Here is a 15,526-nt window from a genome sequence, read left to right on the forward strand (position 1 = left end):
AATCTGTAAATCTGTAAATCTGTAAATCTGTAAATCTGTAAATCATATCGATAATGCGCTGATAATATTTAAACGAGCTTCAGTTAAAGATCAAATTTCACTTCATCAAGCAATTTTACAGCAGCTTGATGGTATTCAGCCAACTTATAGATAGGCAAACTATCGGCTTTAAAATCACCCCATGACGCCACTAATTCAGACGGTGCTACATCAGCTTTTACCGGATATTCCATATTAACTTCAGCATACATTTTCTGCGCAACGTTTGAAGTAAGAAATTCCATGAGCTTAATCGCGTTATCTTTATGCGGTGAATGTTTGGCTAATGCCATACCTGATACGTTTACATGAGCACCACGGTTATGTTGATTAGGGAAGTTAATTTCAACCGCTTCTGCCCAGCTTTTCTGATTTTTATCCATCAGCATGTTGCCATAGTAGTAGCTGTTACCGATAGCAATGTCACACATGCCCTCTTTAACTGCTAACACTTGATCACGATCATTACCTTGAGGCTTACGGGCTAGATTGGCTTTTACCCCTTCTAACCAGGTTTTAGTTTTCGCCTCACCGTCATGAGCAATCATCGACGCCACTAATGCGACGTTATAAGGGTGTTTGCCACTGCGAGTACAAATTTTACCTTTGTATTCTGCTGAGGCTAAGTCTTCGTAATCGATGTCAATTTTACCGCTACGATCTTTAGAAGAATACAGGTTACGAACGCGCATTGTCAGCGCATACCAATTGTTCTGTTGTGACCGATATTGAGCTGGAATATTACTATCAATCACCGCACTGTCGACGGGAGAAATAAGATCCTTTTCCACTAATTCCATTAAGCGAGAGAAATCAGATGTTAATACCACGTCTGCGGGAGATAGGCGGCCTTCGCGCACCATACGTTCTGCGATACCATCTTTAGCAAAAACAACATTTACGTCGACACCACTTTGTTCGGTAAACTTTTCTAGAATAGGCTCAATCAGGAAAGCTTGGCGGTAAGAATAAACCGTTAATGCCTCTGCGGCACTCACAGAAGAAGCAACACAAGCCAACCCTAATAATGCGACACTTTTTAACAATTTCATTAATCAACTCTCCCTAACTGAATCAATATTCCGCCACAACCGGCGTAATTGATAATGGTTATCAATTGCAATAGAGTAAGTGATCATACCAAAAGGAGCAAGCGCTGTTTCACTCTCAACAGTTAAGTTGCCAAAGCTAAAACATCAAATCGTCATGCTGTATGGCAATATGGCAAGCTTAAGCCACTATCATGGAACTATGATTGACCAAAGTGTTACCAGTATTTTTCGACCGTAATTTGCCCTGGCGCTCGTCGAAGATTTTTTGCTAAGCCTTTTTCAACCAAAGCGGTTTGCGCATCACTTATCATTCCAGGGTTACCACAAATCATCACTTGAGAATGTTCTGCATTAATCCCTAAGCCTGCTTTCTGTTCAATTAATCCGCTGCTAATACCATCAGGAATGCGACATGATAAGCCTTCGGGATAATCTTCACGGGTCACAATTGGAATAAACACAAACTGAAGAGGATGTTGGCTAATAAACTGTTTAATCGTTTCTAAATAAGCTAAATCTTCACCAAGCCTTACACCATAAACTAACACGACTTTTTCAAAGCGTTGCCATGGCTCATCGGTTGCAAGCATAGAGATAAATGGACCCACTGCAGTGCCTGTCGCTAACAGCCATAAGTGCTTGCCTTGCAATGCCCCTTTAGGCACTTCATCTAAAGTCATAAAACCGGTCGCTTTAGGCGTGACTTGAATGGTATCACCAGGGCTTAATGCTTTTAGATCTGGAGATAACTGACCATCCTCTACCGCAACAGCCAGCACTTCGACATAATCAGTCCCTGGTGGATTGACAAGCGAATACGCCCGCGCGACACGTTTATCATCACGCATTTGGCTGAGCTTAATAAACTGACCTGCGATAAAAGGTTCGACATCGGCTTTGATACGCAACGAGAATAATTTATCATTCCAATCAATGCGTTTTAGCACGGTACCGGTAATCCACATGACTTTGTTCCTTTTAGACTGGCCTATGTATCTACTATAATACCAATCTATACAGATATTTGCTTAATTAAAAGCCTTCCAGATTTATATCTATAGCGAATAATCTAACGCTATTAATTCGCTTAAAAAGAACAGAGCTAAGTTTACGTAGTTGATGAATCTTGCTTTGCTGAATTAGCATCTAAGCGGTCTTGCTGAAACTGAGCAAGTTTTTGTTGTATGAGTTCATAGGTTTGATCAACACCAGCAGCAATATCACCGTCTAAGACTTTTAGCCCAGATAAGATATCGCTAGCCTCTTTAAAACCTTGATCAATAGCATCGCCAATTTTCACCATAAAACTGCTAACTTGCTCATCAAATCCCATGGATTTATTTTGTTGCTGATGTGTCGAGAAAAAATTTGTGGCAAAGCTGACAATACGATCGGCAGTCGCTTCAGGAGAGTAATCCACTCCACTTTCAATACTCTTTTGGACTGAGTTCTCCCCTAGCGTTGGCGCAAGCTCTTCATTAATGGCTTCAATCGCGGCACGATAAAGTAATGCCATAGACTTATCACCCGCAGCAATACTGACCTCTTCTTGCGCCGCTAAAATCGAATTATTCATCATTTGTCGACTTAGCTGATTGCTGGTTAACTTAGGCTCAACCGGCGTATTTTTTTCAGCTTGGTGGGTTGATGAAGTTTGCGGTGTATTGACTATTTTATTGTCACGCAGTGGACTCGCATTACTGCTATTTGATTGTTTAATTTCCATGATATTAGCTCACATACAATGACCGATAGCTTAATTATCGACCAAAATACACATTTCTAAAGCCATACATTAAAACAATTAAGAAAAATTTATTTATATTACGTTTACTAAAAAATAGCTTGTTGATTAACATCACCAATTTAACTTGCCCAAATGAACATCTGCTAATATGGTAATCAGATTGATAGCCAGATAGGAATAACAACATGCCGCAACAACATTGGTTTATGTGGGGAATAGATATTTTTTCCGGTCTTTTCTTAGTGTTATTTTGGTTATTATTGATCGCTGTAATTTACATGTTTATCGCTGACAAACTGCAAACAAAACAAGCCATACGACACAACTATCCTGTTATCGGTCGTTTTCGATATATATTTGAAAAACAAGGTGAGTTTTTTAGACAATACTTTTTTTCTCAAGATCGCGAAGAACTGCCGTTTAATCGAGCCGAACGCAGTTGGGTATATCGTGCAGCTAAAAATGTTGACCGAACAATTGCGTTTGGGTCGACACAAGTTCTGGATAAACCGGGTGCGGTAATGTTCATGAACTCAGCATTCCCCGTCAGTGATCATGACACTCACCAAACCATCGCAGTAACCATTGGTCCTGAATGTAAACACCCTTACACAACTGATAAAATTTGCCATATCTCGGCAATGAGCTTTGGAGCCTTGTCTCGTCCAGCCGTTACAGCACTATCCCATGGCGCAGCAAAAGCAGGTTGTTGGCTCAATACTGGTGAGGGAGGGTTAAGCCCTTATCATCTCAAAGGACATTGTGATTTAGTTTTTCAGATAGGTACCGCTAAATACGGAGTGCGTAACGAGCATGGTCATTTAGATCCACAAAAACTGACCGATATTGCCGCTCATTCTGAAGTAAAAATGTTTGAAATTAAATTAAGCCAAGGTGCGAAGCCTGGAAAAGGAGGCATTTTACCGGCGATAAAAGTCACCGAAGAAATAGCAACCATTCGCGGTATTCCAGCAGGGCAAGACTCCATAAGCCCCAATGGCCATATTGAATTACATAATGTTGCTGACATTATCGATATGATCAATCAAGTAAGAGATATCACCGGAAAACCAACCGGTATTAAAGCGGTATTAGGTGATATGTCTTGGGTTACTGAATTCCTCGATGAAATTGAACGTCGTGGTATTGAATATGCGCCAGACTTTTTTACCTTAGACAGTTCCGATGGTGGTACGGGCGCAGCCCCCCAAGCTTTAATGGATAATGTCGGCTTACCACTGCGCCAAAGTTTACCGTTACTGGTTGATTTACTGAATGAACGCGGCTTTAAACAACGCATTAAGGTTATTGCGACCGGTAAAATGATCATGCCGTCATACGTGGCATGGGCATTAGCCACTGGCGCCGACTTTATCGCCTCAGCTCGCGGAAACATGTTTGCCTTAGGTTGTATTCAATCGCTACAGTGCAACCGAGACACCTGCCCAACCGGTATAACCACTCATAATATACGATTGCAAAAAGGCTTAGATCCAAAAGATAAATCTGCACGAGTCGCAAACTACAATCATTTCTTACATTACGATTTAACCATGATCGCACATTCATGTGGTGTAACCGACCCGAGATACTTAACCCGCCATCATGCCCGAATAGTACAATCCACAGGTGTAGCTGTAACTCTCGATAAACATTACCGATACATGCAATAAAGTAGACCATCAATCACAGTAAATAACAGGGGCCCCTAGCGGATTACTTTGCCGAAGTTAAGAAAACGTGTACAATATACTTTGATATCGATCACAGTAAGTAGCCTTAATGTGATTTTAAAGAGGCACCAATTCAGAGGATTTCGCGTTGAACATAAAAACGAATGCAGTAGATCTAAATGTCAAAAGCTTAAGTTTAAGCTGTAAAAACTGTAATCGAATGACAGAAATCGAAGGTGAATTTGTGTGTTTTGAACAAGGTAGAATTAAGCGCTTAACACTAGATCCGTCTCCAGCAGCACTCATAAAAATGGTGTGTATTGGTTGGCAGAAAAAGTAAGCTTTTGATAATTAGTAGCAGCACTCGTCACCACTGAATCAACTCAATATAATTCCTATCTTCTTCCAAGTATTTGATAACATAAACCAGCCAAATAATAGCGGTTAAAATCAATTGAACATTTCAAAATAATCCGTTGATATCACTTTATCTACAAATTATGCAAATCTATGACCCAGCATGAGTTAATTAAACCGATTTAAACTAGAAAAGAATGTTCTGCGGACCATCACTTTATTTAATAATATTTTTATCGAGGTCGTTGTTCATAGACTTAGCTAAAGTGAGCCCACGAGTTGTTACCCTTAAGCCAGCACACAAGTCGTTATAAACAATGTTAATAGCATCATCAGACATGCTACGTGTTTTAAGCATTGCCATAATAGCAAACCAATCAGTTGTCACTTGATGTCGGGTGCCTTCTAGCGCCGCAATTAACGCAATATTATGCACAAGTCACCTCCATACACGAATTCGCACCTTTAATAAAATCCAATTGATTGAAAAATATAGTTATCCGGAATAAATAACCCACAAGTTAGGCTATAGATTAACTGCGTTGATCACTGTCGTCAAAAAATTCATTAGCCTTAAATATAACCAGACGATTTAAACACCATTCAGCGCTGTTAAAGTAGTCAGATATTGAACTTTTACGCTATAAATAGGTTCTTATTTGTACCGATGACGGTATTTTATCCGACAACATCAGGTAGCAATATTCATTGTTTAACCCTTACCCATTCGCCAAATCTTTCTGTTCATGTTGAATATGCCAAAGCCGAGCATAAAGCCCTTGTTGAGCTAACAAACTGGCATGTGTTCCATGCTCAACAATCTTACCTTTACTCAATACGACTATTTGGTCTGCATCAATAATGGTCGATAAACGATGGGCTACCACTAAACTTGTATGACCTTTTGCTGCATCTCGCAAAGCACTCAAAATGGCTTGCTCAGAGCGTGAATCTAATGACGATGTGGCTTCATCAAACACTAAAATAGGTGCACCTTTCAACACCGCTCTAGCAATAGCAACACGTTGCTTTTCGCCGCCAGAGAGCTTTAATCCTCGCTCACCGACCTTGGTATTACCTTTATCTGGCAATGATTCAATAAAGTCGCTCAAATGAGCCAACTTAATCGCCGCGATAATCTCATCGTGAGTCGCATCTGAGCGACCATACCTAATATTTTCATAAATAGAATCATTAAATAAGACGGTATCTTGCGGTACCACTGCGATAGATCTTCTTAAGGCCTGTTGGCTAAGCTGACGCACATCAATACCATCAATAGTGATAGACCCACGGTCAACATCATAAAAGCGGAATAACAATTTAATGATTGTTGATTTACCTGCGCCACTGTCGCCCACTACGGCAATTTTTTTCCCTGCTGGCACATCAAAACTGACACTGTTTAAAATAGCGCGTTGATCGTAATGAAAGCTTACATCGGTGAATTTTATCGCACCGACAGTGGGACTGGCTTCAATTGCATCGACATGGTCTAACACTTGTGGTTGTTTGGCTAAAATATCAAACATACGTTCAATGTTAGCTAATGCTCCACGGATTTCGCGGTAAACAAAGCCTAAAAAATTTAATGGAATAAACAGCTGCATCATAAAAGCATTAATGAGGACAAAGTCACCAATTGTCATCGAGCCTTGGCTCACTTCATAAGCAGCCAGCCCCATCATCGCCGTCATAGCAACAGCAATAATTAATGCCTGACCACCGTTAAGAGCAAACAATGATAAGCGGTTTTTCCGCTTTGCCACTTCCCATTGTTCAAGTGCAGAATCATATCGTTGTGACTCAAATTCTTCATTGTTAAAATATTTTACAGTTTCATAATTTAACAAACTATCGATTGAACGAGTATTAGCTAGCGAGTCAGCTCTTGCAGCATCACGCACATAACCGGTGCGCCACTCTGTTGCCACAATTGAATAACCAATATAGGCAACCACAGAAAACAAGGTGATCAATGCAAAACTGACGCCATAGTTATAAAAGAAAATACCAATCACTAAGGCAATCTCAAGCAGTGTTGGCACAATATTAAATACCATAAAGCGCATTAAAAAACTGACGCCACTGGTGCCACGTTCAATATCGCGAGACAGGCCACCGGTACGGCGATCTAAATGAAAATCAAGATCGAGCCGATGTAAATGTTCAAAAACAGCCCTTCCAAGGCGGCGAATTGCTCGTTCAGTAACGCGGCCAAATAACGTATCCCGTATCTCGCCAATAATGACATTGAGCAAACGGACCATGCCATAAGCTAGCACCAATCCGATAGGAACGGCGATGATCTGGGCTGCGGATTGTTTATCCAGCGTGTCGACTAATTCTTTCAGAATAAATGGCAGCCCAACACTCGCGATTTTAGCAACGATTAAGCAAATCATGGCTAACAAGACTCGTGCTTTAAATTCTAATAAATATGGCCATAATAATCTTAAAACATGCCAATTTAACTTCCCTACCGGGCCTTCGAAGTACGCAGAAGGTCTCATTTATGCTCCAGTTAATGACTACTGCTATAGGCAGTTCACCACGATCTAATATTGATTGTCTTATTATATGTCATTTTCTAATCAGACATCGGTCACATTACGATGGATTAAGTCCGCACTCATTTTTATCATAAAATGGCTATTTTAATGTCACGCAAGTACTACTTTAGAACCACCAAAGAATGAAATTACACAGACTAAAATACTACTTTTTAATTTTTTTTAGCCATTTTGTGCTTTTTTAAGCTAAATAGAGTTATTTCTGTAAGCAGAATTTGTTACTCTTCGAGTACAGATAAACGCCTATTTGATAATAAACAAATAACGATTTACTAGTTTAAAGGATGCTTTATGTTGGATAGCTCGAAAATTCAATACCCACCATTACAACTAATACAAACATGGGTATGGATGATGATTGAATCAGGTAACCCTGAACTGCAAGATAAAGGTCGTGATAATCTTATCTCTGCTTTTGGCAGTTTAGCTAAGGCCAATGAATACTTAGTACAACATATAAAAAAATAAGGCGCATTGAGCGCCTTATTTTTTAGGTGTGACTAACTCAAATATCAGGCTTGACGTCGGTCAAGTACACTCTTATTGAGTGTTGCTAAAAGTGACTCTGTGTCATCCCAACCAATACAAGCATCCGTTACGCTCTGTCCGTAGCACAATTCACTACCTTCAATGAGGTCTTGGCGTCCTTCAACTAAATGACTTTCAACCATCACACCAAAAATAGCATGATTACCTTGAGATATTTGCCCACCGACATCATCGGCAACCAGCATCTGCTTTTTATAATCTTTACTACTATTAGCATGGCTAAAATCAATCATAATATTGTCAGTTAAGCCTGACTTAGCAAGCTGTTTGGCGATATCAGACACATGTTCGACACTATAGTTAGGTGCTCGACCGCCACGTAAAATGATATGGCAATCTGGATTCCCTTTAGTTGACACTATGGCCGAATGACCAAACTTAGTAACCGACAAGAAATGATGTGGCGCACTCGCGGCTCCAATGGCATCAATAGCCACTTTAATGGTTCCGTCGGTACCATTTTTAAATCCTACAGGACAAGACAGCCCCGATGATAATTCACGGTGTACTTGAGATTCGGTAGTACGTGCGCCGATGGCGCCCCAACACATCATGTCAGCAACATATTGAGGTGTGATCATATCTAAAAACTCACCTGCTGTTGGCATTCCTGAGTCATTTAAATCGACAAGTAATTTACGAGCGGTCCGTAAACCATCATTTAATTGAAAACTGTTATCCATATAAGGATCATTAATTAACCCTTTCCAACCGACTGTCGTTCTCGGCTTTTCAAAATACACTCTCATGACAATTTCAAGCTGATTTTTATACTGTTCCCGCAATTTAACTAAGCGTTGACCATACTCTAAGGCGGCAACAGGATCGTGAATTGAACAAGGGCCAATCACCACTAATAAGCGATCATCTTTACGGGCTAAAATTTGATGAATACTGTTACGCGCATTAAAAACAGTTGATGATGCATGTTCGGTTGCCGGAAATCGTTCTAGAATCGCAATGGGTGGCAGCAATTCTTTTATTTCATCGATACGAATATCGTCATTTTGATAATGCATAGTGGTTACAACTCCGGCAAAACGTCTTATGTGTCTGATTCAGTAAAAATAAATCAGCTGATACGATTCATTAAAAATGATAAAAAACCATCGAAAAAATGAACATGAATCATCAATTTAACCAGTATCTATCGACAAATCAATCAAGTATTATTCATCAGTGCCGATAACAGAGACTATACGTAAGTGATTGGGAATACGTAATAAGAAGCAATAGCAACTCAGCTCAGTTAACGGCTGCGTAAAACGAGTATGGAATACACTTATACATTGATTGTTTAGCACCAAATATCACTAAAACAAACTGTCTTATCAAAAAGACACTCTAATGATATTAATATGCTTTACTTTAGTGATTAACATCATTAATTCAACACAAGGAAGATGAGCGACTTAATACTTGGCAAGCTATCCAGAGGAGGATAACACATTGAAATATTGGTCAATTTTTTTATTAAGTTTATTATTAACTCTTTGCTATCCCGCCATTGCCACGTCCGTTGATCCAATCGATGATGTACACGAATTAGTCGAATTTCACTCGCAAACTTACCATGAAAAATTGATTCCAGTCATTGATAGTATTAGTTTTTCTACCAGTAACAGTATTGCACCTTATTTCTTTACCGATGAAAATGCTGGCGTGCAATATGACCTTTTGAAGGCTGCTCTGAACAGTGAAAATATAGACATAAAAGAAATTGTTCATGCGCCTAATTTACGTGCACAGCGTCTAGTTAAAACCAATAAAATAGACTGCATGATCAATGCCCCTGATCATGTGGAAGGACTGTTTTATACGCAAAGCTTACTTGAATATCAAAATAGCGTGTTTTACTTATCAAGAAACAATCTTCAAATTGAACAATTTAACGATCTTAGCGCATTGTCTATTTTAGGATTTCAAAACTCAAAACAATACTTAGGTGATGAGTTTAAAGACATCGCGAATGCTAACCCTCACTACAGTGAAATAACCAATCAAAAAAGCCAAGTGGTGATGTTATTTAATGGATATGTTGAAGTCATTGTTTTAGAAAGACGGATATTTGAATATTATCGTCATTTACTCAAATCAAAACTCGATACCAGTATCCCAGTAACAGAAGTGGTATTGTTTGACCCTGCACAACGAAAAATTGCTTGTCATGATCAAATAATAGCTAACCGAGTAGATAGTGCTATTACTACACTCAAACAGTCATATCGCTACCAAGAGATACTCGACCTAGCTGAACAAAACAATTATCAACCACAGCATCAAATGCCTTAATGGTACTAATTCTGTTTCAACGCTTGCAGCTTAATTTGGTAGCGTTGCTTATTACTATTATCACTTAAGGCCAACGCACGTTTAAGACTTTTCTCAGCCAACCGCTCTTCACCTGTTGCCCAATAAGCCCTAGACAAACCAAAATAAAACTCATGGCGATAATCCGCTTTATCAACAGCTCGTTTATACCATATGAGTGCATTTTGATATTGCTTATCAAAATACGCTTGTTGAGCCATGTCAAAATAATAAAACGGATTATTTATTCTCGCGATCTCAAGCACCTTATGTATTTGTGCCCATTCATCTAAACGCCCTTGTTGACCTAAAATCAACGCCAAATTGTATAATGTGGTTAAATCTTGAGAGTCAATTTGTAGCGCTAAACGATATGCATATTCAGCCTCATCTTCGTAGCCCTTATGTCGATAAATAACCGCTAGGGTATTGATTGCTGCAACATGTTGCGGATCCAGTTGAATGCTTTTTTTAACCAATGCATAAGCTGTATCATAATCGGTGTTAATCAACGCTTCTGCTGCAATATTGTTATAAAACATCGAGGTTAACTGGCGCTTATTAACTGTTTTTTTATGATAAGCACGCACAGAACGTTCAGGTAAAAAGTCCACTAGAACATCTGTACCTCTAAATAACACTGTGTTATTTGACCTCGGAGGTAATAAACGTAAATTAACGTGACCATTAACTAAATAAAAACCACCTCGTCTATCCCACACGGGTTCAACATCGATGTCATTAAACTCCACGGGCACATTTAACGCATCAGCCAGTGCTGCCGACAACACAACCAAAGACATACAATTACCTTGACGATTAAGCACGGTTTCACTGGCAGAGCGAGTCACATTATCACGGTATTCAAAACCACCATCTTGTGCGCCTATATATTGAGCCAACCATTCATTAGCCATAACATTTTGACTACGAAGAGTACTATCGGCTTGAAACTGTCGTCTAAATTGTGCGACAAACTTTTCAGGTAAACGATAAATATCATCAATAGACACAGTCTCAACAGGCATGAACATTTCATCATGAAATAGGTCAGCAATCTTTACAGCTTTGTTTTGGGGTTGAGTTGATTGACAAGCACTCATACTGAAAAGTAAAACAGTAAACAGTAGATGAGTCCATTTAGGTTTTAATTGGTCATCATGAGTAAGGGGATTAATCTCTGTCTTTTTTGAGTGATGAGTTAACATTATTCAGCCCTCAGATAGGAATACGCTATCTAAAAGCATAGTCAATAGTTACCCATTAGGCCAAAACTACAACGGTAAGGTTGTAACGACTTATTTGCTACTGAGGTGGATTATCACTAACTGGAGGATCTATTTGGATAAAAATTTGTCTGTCTTGATATTCATAGGGACGATAAAATTGATGGCCACAGCTAAAATAATCAAATGGTGATGTCACGGCTAAGCAACCGATAGGCAATGATTGTAAAATCGTTATCTGCTGTTGCTGCCTTAACAACTCTTGCCATTGGTGCTGTTGTAATACAAGATCGCGTACAGCAAAAGCATCAAAAGGCGTTGATGACTGGCGCACCACAACGGTGCCAGCATGGCTCGTCGCACTCAATAACAAAGATCCCATTAATAAATTTATCAGTGCTGGTTTCATCATTACCTCGTCACAAATTTCATCTTATAGTGTATACCGTTAAGCTAGCACATCCTTCATTATTTACCTCAAGTAAGTCGATAATAATGTTATTAATCCATAAAAAAACAGAACCTAAAGGTTCTGTTTTCAATGTTAGCTAATTAACTCATTAACCCGCGGTTTTAACACTCACAAACTCAGGGTAAGCATCTACTCCACAGTCAGAAGCATCCATACCGTTGTACTCTTCTTCTTCGGTCACACGGATACCCATAGTCATTTTTAATACAAACCATACCAATAACGATGTGGTAAATACCCAAATGAAGATGACTGCTGCACCGTATAACTGACTACCAAAACTAGCATCAGCATTTGATAATGGCACTAACATTAGTCCAAGGAACCCTGCAACACCGTGCACTGAAATGGCACCTACTGGGTCATCAATTTTAATTCGGTCAAATGCAATAACAGAGAAGATAACCACAGCACCTGCCACTAAGCCAATCACACCAGCCATTAATATTGATGGCGATAAAGGATCAGCAGTAATCGCGACTAACCCCGCTAACGCACCGTTTAAAATCATGGTTAAATCCGCTTTACCCCAAACAACTTTACACACAATAAGCGCTGAGATTGCCCCAAATGCGGCGGCAGAGTTAGTGTTTACAAAGATTTTAGCGACAGCACTGGCGTTTTCAGCATCAGAAACCAACAGTTGTGAACCACCGTTAAAGCCAAACCAACCCATCCATAAAATGAACATACCTAAGGTAGCCATTGGTAAGTTAGAGCCAGGAATAGGATGAACTTGGCCATTTTCACCATATTTACCTTTACGAGCACCAAGAAGCAGCACACCAGATATTGCAGCAGCAGCACCAGCCATGTGTACAATGCCACTACCAGCAAAGTCAACAAAACCAGCTTCAGAGAGGAATCCGCCGCCCCAAGTCCAGTAACCTTCAATAGGATAAATGACAGCGGTCATTACTACTGAAAAAGCTAAGAAAGACCATAACTTCATTCGCTCAGCCACAGCACCAGATACTATCGACATTGCCGTAGCAACAAACACGACTTGGAAGAAAAAGTCTGATTCCAAAGCGTGGTCTGCACCATCAGCTTGCGAACCGATTAACGAACCAAAAGAAGGGATGAAACCACCTTCAACATTGTCGACATACATGATGTTGTAACCGACAAGCAAAAACATGACACATGCAATTGAGTATAAACACACGTTTTTGGTTAAAATTTCAGTGGTGTTTTTTGAGCGTACTAAGCCAGCTTCTAACATGGCAAAACCAGCTGCCATCCACATGACTAACGCACCTGAAATGAGGAAATAGAACGTATCTAATGCAAAGCGTAGTTCAGTTACCGTCAGGCCTAATTGAGTTAATTCTTCCATGCCAGCCTCCTTATAATGCTTCGTTATCAAGTTCACCCGTACGGATACGGATAGCTTGTTCTAAATCAGTCACAAAAATTTTTCCATCACCTATTTTGCCGGTATGTGCCGCACTGGTAATCGCTTCAATAAGCATGTCCAAATTTTCATCTTTGGTGGCAATTTCTAATTTTACTTTAGGAAGAAAGTCCACCTGATACTCAGCCCCACGATAAAGTTCAGTGTGACCTTTTTGACGTCCAAAGCCTTTTACCTCAGTAACAGTCATACCTTCAATGCCCATGCCTGCAATAGCTTCACGGACATCATCCAATTTAAATGGCTTAATAATAGCGCTGACGAGTTTCATCCCGACCTCCAAAAGTGTGAAAAAGTGTAGTTGTTATTAATTTGTTTAATGAGTTAATTCAATCATTAGGCCACTTTCTCAATATACTGTTATATATAGGTTTTATTTTACCCACTCTTTTATTCATTAACATTAAGGCACCAATCGAGTGCACGAGAAACATGACCGCATCGTTTTGGTGCACTAAATCATCTACCTTTTGTGCTACCTAGTTGCCAGAAGCTAGTGCGCTATTTCTGCATAACGCACATAAAAAAACAGCCCTCAAATGAGGGCTGTTTGTTAGATTTTTCAGGTTTACACCTGAGGAGAGTTTTTATGCTAATAAGTACAACTTATTTGTAAGTCGCTTCGCGCTTTTTAGCTTCTTCTTCCCACTGAGGAACCAGTGTTTTCTTAAACTCAGCTTTTTCAGCATTCATGGTTTTCATGTCCATGCCTAATGCTGCTTGCGCTTTTGCTTTAGTAGAAGTGTCAGGGTATGCAATAGGTTGTTTAACACCTTTAGTACCTAATAACTGAGCGAGTTTAACGCGAGCATCAGCAGCTTTATCCAATGAAGTCCCTAGAATACGTAATACTTCAGCAGGAGCATGTGATGATGCACCATGAGATGCAGTCGCAAAATCCCAACGCCATTGTGAATGACGAATATCCATTAAGATTGGCTTCATTTCAACTTCAGTGGCACCAGCATCCCACGCAGCTTTAGCTTCAAAGTGAGCTTTAACCAGTTGAGTTTCAACACGAGCTTTTAAATCTTCTGCTTTATGCTTGCTTTCTTCAACTTGCTTAACCATAAACTCTTTGCTTTGGCTGTGACACGTTGCACAGGTTTCTTCAAAGCGATCAAATGGGTTACCCACTTTATGGTCAGTAAATTTGCGGCCTTTGTCGTTAGTCACTTTAGGCATATGACAATCAACACAGCTCACGTTATTTTGACCATGAACACCCATTTTCCAAGTTTCATAACCAGGGTGTTGGGCTTTTAACATAGGTGTTTTAGACACTGCGTGAGTCCAATCAGAGAACTCTATGCCGTCATAATACACTTCCATTTGCTCAACAGTGGTACCCATATCCCAAGGGAATTTAACAAAACCAGGGCGTTCTGCTGTTTTCTCGAAATAGTATTCAACGTGACATTGAGCACACACCATTGATTGCTTATCTTTACGAGAAGCTTTATCAAATGGTGTATTTAACGTATCCATTGCACGGTCAACGTACGGACGTGATATACGTAACTTAGATGAGCCTTTTTCATGACAATCGCCACAACCCAGAACATTAACGATTTCTGGTCCGCCTTTAGCCCACTTACCGCTAAAGTAACCATCTTCACCTTGCTCTTCAATCACGCGAGGTACGTCAGGGCTTTTACAGCTCCAACATGCCATAGGCATTGGACCGTCTTCAGCATTTTTTGGTGCGCCAGTACGTAATGAATTCGTTACGTCAGTGACCGCATACATATGACCACGTGGAGCATTGTAATCTTTAGCAAAACCGTAACCAGCCCACAAAACAACTAAGCTAGGTACTTTTTCTAACATATCGACAACTTCTTTGCTTTCATCAGTAGCATGCCAGCTGTCGTACTGTTTTGAGAATTTATCCTTATAAACTTCATTACGAGGTTCGGTTTTCTCACTCGCCATTGCGCCAGCGGCTAAAAAACTGGCTGCAATCACTGCACTCAGTGCAATTGATTTTACATTCATCTTCATCACCCTTTATCTCCGTGTTACATTATATTTAATTTAATAATCACGACATCTCCATCGTCAAATTTAGCGATTTAACACCGCTTTAACTATACCCCTTATGAGGTATA

Annotated in this window: 15 protein-coding genes; 4 read left to right on the top strand and 11 right to left on the bottom strand. The window is 39.8% G+C overall.

Features of this window, described 5'->3' with window-relative positions; genetic code table 11:
- Window positions 1–83: 83 nt before the first annotated feature.
- The 3 genes from H5181_RS05100 to H5181_RS05110 all read right to left on the bottom strand — a co-directional run bounded on the left by H5181_RS05100 (window position 84) and on the right by H5181_RS05110 (window position 2,817).
- Window positions 84–1,091: a Fe(3+) ABC transporter substrate-binding protein gene (locus H5181_RS05100; RefSeq protein WP_182750422.1), complete on the bottom strand. Its 1,008-nt coding sequence runs from the start codon at window positions 1,089–1,091 to the stop codon at window positions 84–86.
- A 215-nt stretch (window positions 1,092–1,306) separates the two neighbouring features.
- Window positions 1,307–2,056: a ferredoxin--NADP reductase gene (locus H5181_RS05105; protein WP_011636122.1), complete on the bottom strand. Its 750-nt coding sequence runs from the start codon at window positions 2,054–2,056 to the stop codon at window positions 1,307–1,309.
- Window positions 2,057–2,199: 143 nt separating this feature from the next.
- Entirely contained in the window at window positions 2,200–2,817 is a 618-nt protein-coding gene (locus tag H5181_RS05110) for a DUF5610 domain-containing protein (RefSeq protein WP_182750423.1), read from the bottom strand.
- Window positions 2,818–3,023: 206 nt separating this feature from the next.
- Here H5181_RS05110 and H5181_RS05115 point away from each other — a divergent pair, with 206 nt between their 5' ends.
- Together H5181_RS05115 and H5181_RS05120 are read left to right on the top strand one after the other, a co-directional pair.
- Complete coding sequence (locus tag H5181_RS05115) at window positions 3,024–4,511, top strand: FMN-binding glutamate synthase family protein (RefSeq protein WP_182750424.1); 1,488 nt, start codon at window positions 3,024–3,026, stop codon at window positions 4,509–4,511.
- Between the two features lie 148 nt (window positions 4,512–4,659).
- Window positions 4,660–4,851: a hypothetical protein gene (locus tag H5181_RS05120; protein ID WP_011636119.1), complete on the top strand. Its 192-nt coding sequence runs from the start codon at window positions 4,660–4,662 to the stop codon at window positions 4,849–4,851.
- Between the two features lie 234 nt (window positions 4,852–5,085).
- On the opposite strand, the gene H5181_RS05125 is transcribed toward H5181_RS05120, so the two are convergent.
- Both H5181_RS05125 and H5181_RS05130 read right to left on the bottom strand, forming a co-directional pair.
- Complete coding sequence (locus tag H5181_RS05125) at window positions 5,086–5,304, bottom strand: hypothetical protein (protein WP_011636118.1); 219 nt, start codon at window positions 5,302–5,304, stop codon at window positions 5,086–5,088.
- Window positions 5,305–5,587: 283 nt separating this feature from the next.
- Window positions 5,588–7,381, bottom strand: coding sequence for an ABC transporter ATP-binding protein/permease (locus H5181_RS05130; RefSeq protein ID WP_011636117.1), 1,794 nt, complete (start codon window positions 7,379–7,381; stop codon window positions 5,588–5,590).
- A gap of 351 nt (window positions 7,382–7,732) precedes the next feature.
- Between H5181_RS05130 and H5181_RS05135 the strand changes: the two genes are divergently transcribed.
- Window positions 7,733–7,909: a hypothetical protein gene (locus tag H5181_RS05135; RefSeq protein ID WP_011636116.1), complete on the top strand. Its 177-nt coding sequence runs from the start codon at window positions 7,733–7,735 to the stop codon at window positions 7,907–7,909.
- Window positions 7,910–7,953: 44 nt separating this feature from the next.
- Here H5181_RS05135 and aroG read toward each other — a convergent pair whose 3' ends face one another.
- The gene (gene aroG, locus H5181_RS05140; protein WP_182750425.1) at window positions 7,954–9,009 is read right to left on the bottom strand and encodes a 3-deoxy-7-phosphoheptulonate synthase AroG; all 1,056 of its coding nucleotides are present in this window, start codon (window positions 9,007–9,009) and stop codon (window positions 7,954–7,956) included.
- A gap of 430 nt (window positions 9,010–9,439) precedes the next feature.
- Between aroG and H5181_RS05145 the strand changes: the two genes are divergently transcribed.
- Window positions 9,440–10,282 carry an ABC transporter substrate-binding protein gene (locus tag H5181_RS05145; protein WP_182750426.1) on the top strand — a complete coding sequence of 281 codons (843 nt, stop codon included), beginning with the start codon at window positions 9,440–9,442 and terminating at the stop codon, window positions 10,280–10,282.
- Window positions 10,283–10,287: 5 nt separating this feature from the next.
- Here H5181_RS05145 and H5181_RS05150 read toward each other — a convergent pair whose 3' ends face one another.
- The 5 genes from H5181_RS05150 to nrfA form a co-directional block, all read right to left on the bottom strand.
- Complete coding sequence (locus H5181_RS05150) at window positions 10,288–11,403, bottom strand: tetratricopeptide repeat protein (RefSeq protein ID WP_404948490.1); 1,116 nt, start codon at window positions 11,401–11,403, stop codon at window positions 10,288–10,290.
- Between the two features lie 202 nt (window positions 11,404–11,605).
- Window positions 11,606–11,935, bottom strand: coding sequence for a hypothetical protein (locus H5181_RS05155; RefSeq protein WP_182750428.1), 330 nt, complete (start codon window positions 11,933–11,935; stop codon window positions 11,606–11,608).
- Between the two features lie 151 nt (window positions 11,936–12,086).
- Window positions 12,087–13,337 carry an ammonium transporter gene (locus H5181_RS05160; RefSeq protein WP_011636111.1) on the bottom strand — a complete coding sequence of 417 codons (1,251 nt, stop codon included), beginning with the start codon at window positions 13,335–13,337 and terminating at the stop codon, window positions 12,087–12,089.
- Between the two features lie 10 nt (window positions 13,338–13,347).
- Complete coding sequence (gene glnK, locus H5181_RS05165; protein ID WP_011636110.1) at window positions 13,348–13,686, bottom strand: P-II family nitrogen regulator; 339 nt, start codon at window positions 13,684–13,686, stop codon at window positions 13,348–13,350.
- 335 nt (window positions 13,687–14,021) lie between these two features.
- Window positions 14,022–15,413, bottom strand: a complete 1,392-nt coding sequence (gene nrfA, locus H5181_RS05170) for an ammonia-forming nitrite reductase cytochrome c552 subunit (RefSeq protein WP_182750429.1) — start codon at window positions 15,411–15,413, stop codon at window positions 14,022–14,024.
- Between the last annotated feature and the right edge of the window lie 113 nt (window positions 15,414–15,526).

Source organism: Shewanella sp. SG44-2 (assembly GCF_014164215.1).
GTDB lineage: Bacteria > Pseudomonadota > Gammaproteobacteria > Enterobacterales > Shewanellaceae > Shewanella > Shewanella frigidimarina.